This window comes from Pallidibacillus pasinlerensis (assembly GCF_009996845.1).
Taxonomy (GTDB): domain Bacteria; phylum Bacillota; class Bacilli; order Bacillales; family Caldibacillaceae; genus Pallidibacillus; species Pallidibacillus pasinlerensis.
The window spans coordinates 1-7,414 of sequence record NZ_JAACYS010000101.1 but is presented as its reverse complement, the minus strand read 5'-3'; the positions used below and the strand labels follow the sequence as shown (position 1 = coordinate 7,414).

Genomic DNA, 7,414 nt, shown 5'->3' with positions numbered 1-7,414 from the left:
TATACTACCATCCCTTGCCAATTTTACTTTATTGAGATAAAGTAAACAATATAATAAATTAATGGAGGTTTATTATGACTCATATTCAATTTGATTATTCTAAGGCTTTGTCATTTTTTGGAAAACATGAGCTTCAACAAATGCAAAGTCATGTAGAAGTTTCACACAATGCTTTACATGAGGGAACTGGAGCAGGTAGTGATTTTTTAGGTTGGATTGACTTACCTGTAAACTACGATAAAGAAGAATTCGCACGCATTTTAAAAGCTGCAGAAAAAATTAAAAATAACTCCGATGTATTACTAGTAATCGGAATTGGAGGCTCTTATCTTGGTGCCCGTGCAGCAATTGAAATGTTAAATCATAGTTTTTATAATGTTTTACCAAAAGAAAAACGCAATACACCACAAGTTATTTTTGTTGGTAATAACATTAGTTCTACATATATTTCTGATGTAATTGATTTATTAGATGGCAGAGATTTTGCGATTAATGTCATTTCAAAATCAGGAACAACTACGGAACCAGCTCTTGCATTCCGTATTTTCCGTAAATTACTTTTAGAGAAATACGGAAAAGAAGAAGCAAAAGAACGTATCTTTGTTACAACAGATAAACAAAAAGGTGCATTAAAAACATTAGCAACAGAAGAAGGTTATGAAACATTTGTTGTCCCTGATGATATTGGTGGCCGTTATTCTGTGTTAACTGCTGTTGGACTGTTACCAATTGCAGTTAGTGGTGTAAGTATTGAGGACATGATGGCAGGAGCTGCAAAAGCTCGTGAAGATTTCTCTAGTCCTAATTTAGAAGAAAACCTTGCTTACCAATATGCGGCTATTCGTAACGTTTTATATAACAAAGGTAAAACAATTGAAATGCTTATTAACTATGAGCCAGGTTTGCAATACTTTGCTGAATGGTGGAAACAATTATTTGGCGAAAGTGAAGGAAAAGATCAAAAAGGTATTTTCCCAGCATCTGCAAACTTCTCTACTGATCTTCACTCTTTAGGTCAGTATGTGCAAGAAGGTCGCCGTGACTTGTTCGAAACCGTTATTAAAGTAGACAAGCCTCGTCACGATATTACAATTGAAAAAGAAAAAGTAGATTTAGACGGCTTAAACTATTTAGCTGGTAAAACAGTTGATTTTGTGAATACGAAAGCATTCGAAGGTACCGTATTAGCGCATACAGACGGCGATGTACCAAACTTAATCGTAACAATTCCATCTATGGATGCTTATACATTCGGCTATTTAGTATACTTCTTTGAAAAAGCATGTGCGATGAGCGGCTACTTACTTGGTGTGAACCCATTTGACCAACCAGGTGTTGAAGCGTACAAAGTGAACATGTTTGCGTTACTTGGTAAACCAGGATTTGAAGATAAAAAAGCTGAACTAGAGAAAAGATTGTAATCTTAATAGTGAGATGGGAATGGCGGGTCTTCAGTGGCTCGCCGTTTTTTTATCTGAGCGAATAGTGAGTATGAGGGACAATATAAGCAAGTAATATGGAAGTAATGTCTTTCATTTAAAGGATGATGGACAAATCGAGAAGAAAATTAGTTAGAAGTGTCTTTCATAAAGGCTATGAAGGACAAATCGTTAAGGAAATTAGTCAGAAGTGTCTTTCATAAAGTTTATGAAGGACAAAATGAGAAGGAAATTAATAAGAAGTGTCTTTCATAAAGGTTATGAAGGACAAATCGTTAAGGAAAGTAATAAGAAGTGTCTTTCATAAAGGTTATGAAGGACAAAATCAGAAGGAAACAAATGAGAAGTGTCTTTCATAAAGGCTATGAAGGACAAAATGAGAAGGAAACAAATGAGAAGTGTCTTTCATAAAGGCTATGAAGGACAAATCGTTAAGGAAATTAATAAGAAGTGTCTTTCATAAAGGCTATGAAGGACAAAATGAGAAGGAAATTAATAAGAAGTGTCTTTCATAAAGGTTATGAAGGACAAAATCAGAAGGAAACAAATGAGAAGTGTCTTTCATAAAGGCTATGAAGGACAAAATGAGAAGGAAATTAATAAGAAGTGTCTTTCATAAAGGTTATGAAGGACAAAATCAGAAGGAAACAAATGAGAAGTGTCTTTCATAAAGGTTATGAAGGACAAATCGTTAAGGAAATTAGTCAGAAGTGTCTTTCATAAAGGCTATGAAGGACAAAATGAGAAGGAAACAAATGAGAAGTGTCTTTCATAAAGGTTATGAAGGACAAAATGAGAAGGATACTAATCAGAAATGTCCTTCATTCAGGTTGTACAAATTGTTAAGGTAATTAACCATCAGCACTGATATGGTCCAGACAGGAGTATTTTATTCCCGTGAAATAATCAACAATTCATCCGCGTTATGTAATATCGTTTCTTTCGGTGGAATAATTTTTGTTTGTTCGTCCCGTTTTAAACCAAGTAATATTTTTTGTTCTTCTAAAAGAATTTGACTAACTGATGCGAAGGTGTGACCAGCAAAGGAATGCTCTTTTACTAATTGAAAGCGAGCACCATTATGTAAATCGACTAAATCTAATATTGCATTTGAAATGCCTGGAGAAAATAAAGAGTGTTGCATAACGGAACTAATTAATTTATTTGATTTAATAATCCCATCCGCTCCGGCTCGTTTTGCATTAACAATTTGTTCAGATGTTAAAATTTCGGCTATACAAAAAATATTAGGGGCTACTCCTTTAATCGCAACAACAAACAAAATGGTATTCATGTCTGCATTTAATTCTGTCCGACTTGGATCAGAGGTTACGAGGATTAACGAAGCTTCTTTTATATTTGCTCTAAGTAAAACCTCATCATTTGAAGCGTTTCCTTTTACATATATAAAACTTTTTTCCTTTGTAAAGGGACTTTCCTTTAAATTAGAATCAATTAGTACAATCGGTTGTTCTGAATGGATATCTTTTAAACAGTTAATAATTTCCTTCGTCCGCTCATTCCAACCGACAATGATAATATGATCCTTCCAAGTCACGTGGATAATCCCCTTTCCTAACGAATTTTGCTTTTTTATTGTCGAAGAGGCAAGTGCTACAAAATAGGCAGCAACGATACCAGCACCAAAGAAAATGAGGATAATAGCAATGATTCTCCCTTTAATTGTACCTGGTACGTAATCTCCATATCCGATGGTGGATGTGGTAATAATCGCCCACCAAATACCATCAAAAATAGTTGGGAATCGGTCTGGCTCAATAAAATGAATAATAGTTCCAAAAAAAATGATGACTAACATTACAACGAAAAATAGTCGAATTACATAGGGGAGTCGAAGAAATTTACGATAAACAAATTGCATGTGCATCCCTCATTAAATAAATAGGATATAAACAGTATGGACGTAAAAATGTGCTCTAAAACATCCTGATATTTTGATTAGAAAGGATTTACCTACAAGCCAGCCCAATAATTAACTAATAAATCAATTGTGACTTTTATACATAAGATGCTCATATTAAACTATACAAACGCTTTGACTTTAAAAACAAACTCTTATAAGATTTAACTAAAATTTTAAGATTGCATACGATATTTTAGGACGTATGGATACTTTAAGAGGTGGACAATGATGCATGTAATTGACTTGCATTGCGATGCATTATGGAAATTAGCCGAAAATAAAGGAAAATTAACATATCGTAATTCAAAAGTGTTAGATACAAATTTGGAACGTTTACAACAAGGAAAAGTGAAGGTTCAAGCTTTTGCTATTTTTTTAGAACCGGATATAAAATCGGACCAAAAGTTTCAAGCTGCTTTAGAACAAATTGACTATTTTTATGAAGAAGTGTTAGCGAAAAATCCAGAAATGAAACATATTAAAAAATGGTCTGATTTTGATAATTTAAAGGATGGAGAAGTTGGAGCATTTTTAACCCTAGAAGGTGTTGATGCAATCGGGAATGATTTATCAAAACTTCGTACCCTTTTTCAACTTGGTGTAATGTCAGTAGGCCTTACGTGGAATAATGCAAATTTAGCTGCTGATGGAGCAGGAGAGCCTCGTGGTGGGGGGCTGACGAGTTTTGGCAAAGAAGTAGTAAGGTTAAACAATGAGAATCAAGTGCTTACTGATGTTTCGCATTTATCGGAACGGGGCTTCTGGGACGTAATGGAGTTGGCAGATTTTCCGATTGCAAGTCATTCCAATGCGAAGGCATTATGTGATCATAATCGAAACTTATCTGATGAACAAGCAAAGGCAATGTTTGAAAAAGGCGGTCATATTCATGTCGTATATAATCCACCTTTTATTAAAGAAAATGGGAAAGCTTCTATTGATGATTTAGTGAAACATATTGAGCATTTTTGTGAATTAGGCGGAGTTAACAAAATTGGTTTAGGTTCAGACTTTGATGGAATCGATGCAAAGGTAAAAAATCTTGAAAATGCAGCAATGACACAAAACCTAATATTAAGACTGTTGAAGTATTATAAAGAAGATGAAGTAAAGGGTTTCGCGTATCAAAACTTTTTAAATTATCGACCAAAATAGGGCTGCATTAAGCAGCCCCTTATTTATTTTCCTTTTTCATTTGGTCTAATAAATTCACTGTTTTTGCTAAATGATTGTTAAAAATTTGTTTAGCAATATCGAGCAATTTGACAATCATAGGATCACGTAAGGAGTAAATAACCCGGTTGCCCACCTTTGTACCAACGACAATATTTTTTGCTCGTAGCACTGTTAACTGTTGGGAAACAGCTGAACCTTCACTACCAATTAAACTTTGAATCTCGTTAACACTTTTATCTCCTGTAGCCAATTGTTCCAAAATTTGAATACGTAAAGGATGTGCTAACGCCTTAAAAAAGTCTGCTTTAAATTTATGAATTTCATCGTACAATGGTACCACCTCGTAATATTAGAATCCCAACTACATTTGATTTACTTTATTTTCCCATTTTAGCAAATGCAGCCTCATGTTTTGCGATTTGTAATTCGCCAATTTCACCTTTAGAAAGTTTTTTACACTCATTAAAAGCAAAATGTTTACAACCTAAACATTTATTTACATCTAACCGAGTTAACGCATAATTGATTGCTTCACCAGTATGTTCAAAGAAACATTCTTCGCCAATTAAATCGTATAATCCTGTCTTTTTCATTAAGTTTTTCGGTTGACTTTGAATACCGGAAATGAGTACAATTCCATGTTTTGAAAAATCTTGAACGATATTTGCTAACCGTTCTTCACCAGTTGTATCCATATAAGGAACATTTCCCATACGCAATAGTAAAACTTTCGGCTTGTAATTAATTGTGTTCATAATTGATTGGGTAAAATGTTGGGCAGCCGCAAAGAATAAAGGACCTTCTACGTTATAAATACTAATTTGTGGACAGTCACGTGAATCAGTAACAACACTTGTATCCATTTTTTTGTTTTTATGCTCATGGTTAGGTAATGCTTTTGCAGTGATTACATTTTCGCCCATTCGCTTTACAAAGAGAACGAATGCTAATAGTAACCCAAATTGGACAGCAACCGTTAAGTTAATAAACACTGTTAATAAAAAGGTTACCAATAAAACTAGTGAATCGCCAGTTTTAGTTTTTAAAACATGAAGGAAAACTTTTGTTGCACTCATATTCCAAGCAACAACCATTAATATTGGTGCTAAACTTGCTAATGGAATATTGGATGCAAGCGGTGCAAATAAAAGTAATACTAATAAAACTACAATACCATGAATAATACCAGACATTGGTGATACGGCACCCGTTTTAATATTCGTTGCTGTTCTTGCGATTGCCCCTGTTGCTGGAATTCCCCCGAAAAGCGGCGTAACCATGTTTGCAATTCCTTGACCAACTAGCTCACGATTACTATTATGTTTACTATTTGTCATTCCATCTGCTACGACAGCAGAAAGTAAGGATTCCATTCCCCCTAATAGTGCAATAACGAAAGCTGGCTGTAGTAACATGACGATTTTTTCCCAAGTAATTTCAGGGAAGGAAAATTGAGGTAATGTATTTGGAATGTCCCCATATGTGGTTCCAATAGTAGCAACTTGACTTGGATAAAAAATAGCCGCAATAACAGTAGAGATAATGAGACCAATTAATGGACCAGGAACTTTTGGTGCGATTTTTGGCGTAAGAATAATAATTACTAAGCTAATAATCGCTGTAAAAATACTATAAAAGTTTATTGTTTGAATATGACTAAAGATTTCTATTAAATTTTCATGAAAATATTCTTTACTTTCCACTCCAGATAATCCGAGAAAGTTGGCAATTTGTCCGACAAAAATAGTCACAGCAATACCTGTCGTAAATCCGATTGTAACAGGTCTTGGAATATATTTTATTAAATTTCCTAATTTAAAAATTTCCAGAAGGAAAAGGATAATACCTGCTAAAAATCCAGCTATTAATAGATTACTATAACCATAGGTTGCAACAATCCCGAAAAGTATTGGGATAAAGGCCCCTGTTGGACCACCGATTTGATATTTTGATCCTCCACAAAGCGAGATAAGAATTCCAGCGATGATTGTTGTATAAATACCATATTCCGGCTTTACTCCTGAGGCTATGGCAAAGGCCATCCCAAGTGGAATAGCAATAACACCAACAATCAGCCCTGAAACGAGATCTTTTCTAAAGTTGTCAAATGAGTAGTCCTTATATCTCCCTGTAAAGAACCATTCGTTTTTCATAAACCAACCTTTCTTCGAATATTATTATATTCAAATATTTGAATATACATTAAGTAACTTTACACTGTTTCTTTAAGAATGTAAAGGAAAACAATTTGGGACGAGATACTGCCATAGAGGGATTTGCGAAAGGTGACGATTAATGTATAACTATTGCAAATTTTTTCTTGTTGACTTATAATAAACATGTCAGTTCAAGTAAATATAGTAATGTGGGGCATTAGCACAGTTGGGAGTGCGCTACACTGGCAGTGTAGAGGTCACCGGTTCGAGCCCGGTATGCTCCATAAACGGAACCCTTGGTATTCAAGGGTTTTTCTTATTGTCATTTGAAGGTGATTATATTTTAAAATCTATGATATGTGTAACTTAGACACTAATTGAAAAAAAGAATAAATAATTCACTTTGTACTAAATAAACTTATAGAATGATTGTTTTAACAATATACAATACTATGAATATTTTTCAATGGTGGTTTTTTGAAAAAAATAATAAAATGCAATTTGTGATTCAAAATGTCCATATAATCATGTAAGTTATAAAAATAGTAAAGAAAGGAAAATTTGAATGGCAATTATTGTAGCGAATGAGAAAGAGTTTGTTAACTTTTTAAATGATGGATTTGAAACAGGTATTTTTAAACTTAAGCTAAAGAAACTTCAAGATAAATCAAAACGCATAATGATCATTTATAAAAGAAGTGGACAAAACATAACTTTAT

The 7,414-nt window shown here is 33.8% G+C and carries 5 protein-coding genes and 1 tRNA gene; 3 read left to right on the top strand and 3 right to left on the bottom strand.

The window, feature by feature from the left end; genetic code table 11:
* Positions 1-74: 74 nt before the first annotated feature.
* Positions 75-1,421, top strand: a complete 1,347-nt coding sequence (locus tag GW534_RS15105; protein ID WP_161921814.1) for a glucose-6-phosphate isomerase — start codon at positions 75-77, stop codon at positions 1,419-1,421.
* A gap of 907 nt (positions 1,422-2,328) precedes the next feature.
* On the opposite strand, the gene GW534_RS15100 is transcribed toward GW534_RS15105, so the two are convergent.
* Positions 2,329-3,321: a potassium channel family protein gene (locus GW534_RS15100; protein WP_161921813.1), complete on the bottom strand. Its 993-nt coding sequence runs from the start codon at positions 3,319-3,321 to the stop codon at positions 2,329-2,331.
* Positions 3,322-3,591: 270 nt separating this feature from the next.
* Between GW534_RS15100 and GW534_RS15095 the strand changes: the two genes are divergently transcribed.
* On the top strand, positions 3,592-4,518 hold the full coding sequence (locus tag GW534_RS15095; RefSeq protein WP_161921815.1) for a dipeptidase: 927 nt from the start codon (positions 3,592-3,594) through the stop codon (positions 4,516-4,518).
* A 19-nt stretch (positions 4,519-4,537) separates the two neighbouring features.
* Here GW534_RS15095 and GW534_RS15090 read toward each other — a convergent pair whose 3' ends face one another.
* Positions 4,538-4,870 (bottom strand): ArsR/SmtB family transcription factor, encoded by a 333-nt coding sequence (locus GW534_RS15090; RefSeq protein WP_161921812.1) that lies wholly within the window; start codon positions 4,868-4,870, stop codon positions 4,538-4,540.
* Between the two features lie 46 nt (positions 4,871-4,916).
* Positions 4,917-6,692 carry a SulP family inorganic anion transporter gene (locus GW534_RS15085; protein WP_161921811.1) on the bottom strand — a complete coding sequence of 592 codons (1,776 nt, stop codon included), beginning with the start codon at positions 6,690-6,692 and terminating at the stop codon, positions 4,917-4,919.
* A gap of 214 nt (positions 6,693-6,906) precedes the next feature.
* Here GW534_RS15085 and GW534_RS15080 point away from each other — a divergent pair.
* Positions 6,907-6,979: transfer RNA gene (locus GW534_RS15080), tRNA-Ala, on the top strand.
* The last annotated feature ends 435 nt before the right edge of the window (positions 6,980-7,414 follow it).

Bases quoted from the DNA above. Each gene is read 5' to 3' on its own strand.
- GW534_RS15105 (WP_161921814.1), top strand. From the start codon at position 75: ATGACTCATATTCAATTTGATTATTCTAAGGCTTTGTCATTTTTTGGA.
- GW534_RS15100 (WP_161921813.1), bottom strand. From the start codon at position 3,321: ATGCAATTTGTTTATCGTAAATTTCTTCGACTCCCCTATGTAATTCGA.
- GW534_RS15095 (WP_161921815.1), top strand. From the start codon at position 3,592: ATGCATGTAATTGACTTGCATTGCGATGCATTATGGAAATTAGCCGAA.
- GW534_RS15085 (WP_161921811.1), bottom strand. From the start codon at position 6,692: ATGAAAAACGAATGGTTCTTTACAGGGAGATATAAGGACTACTCATTT.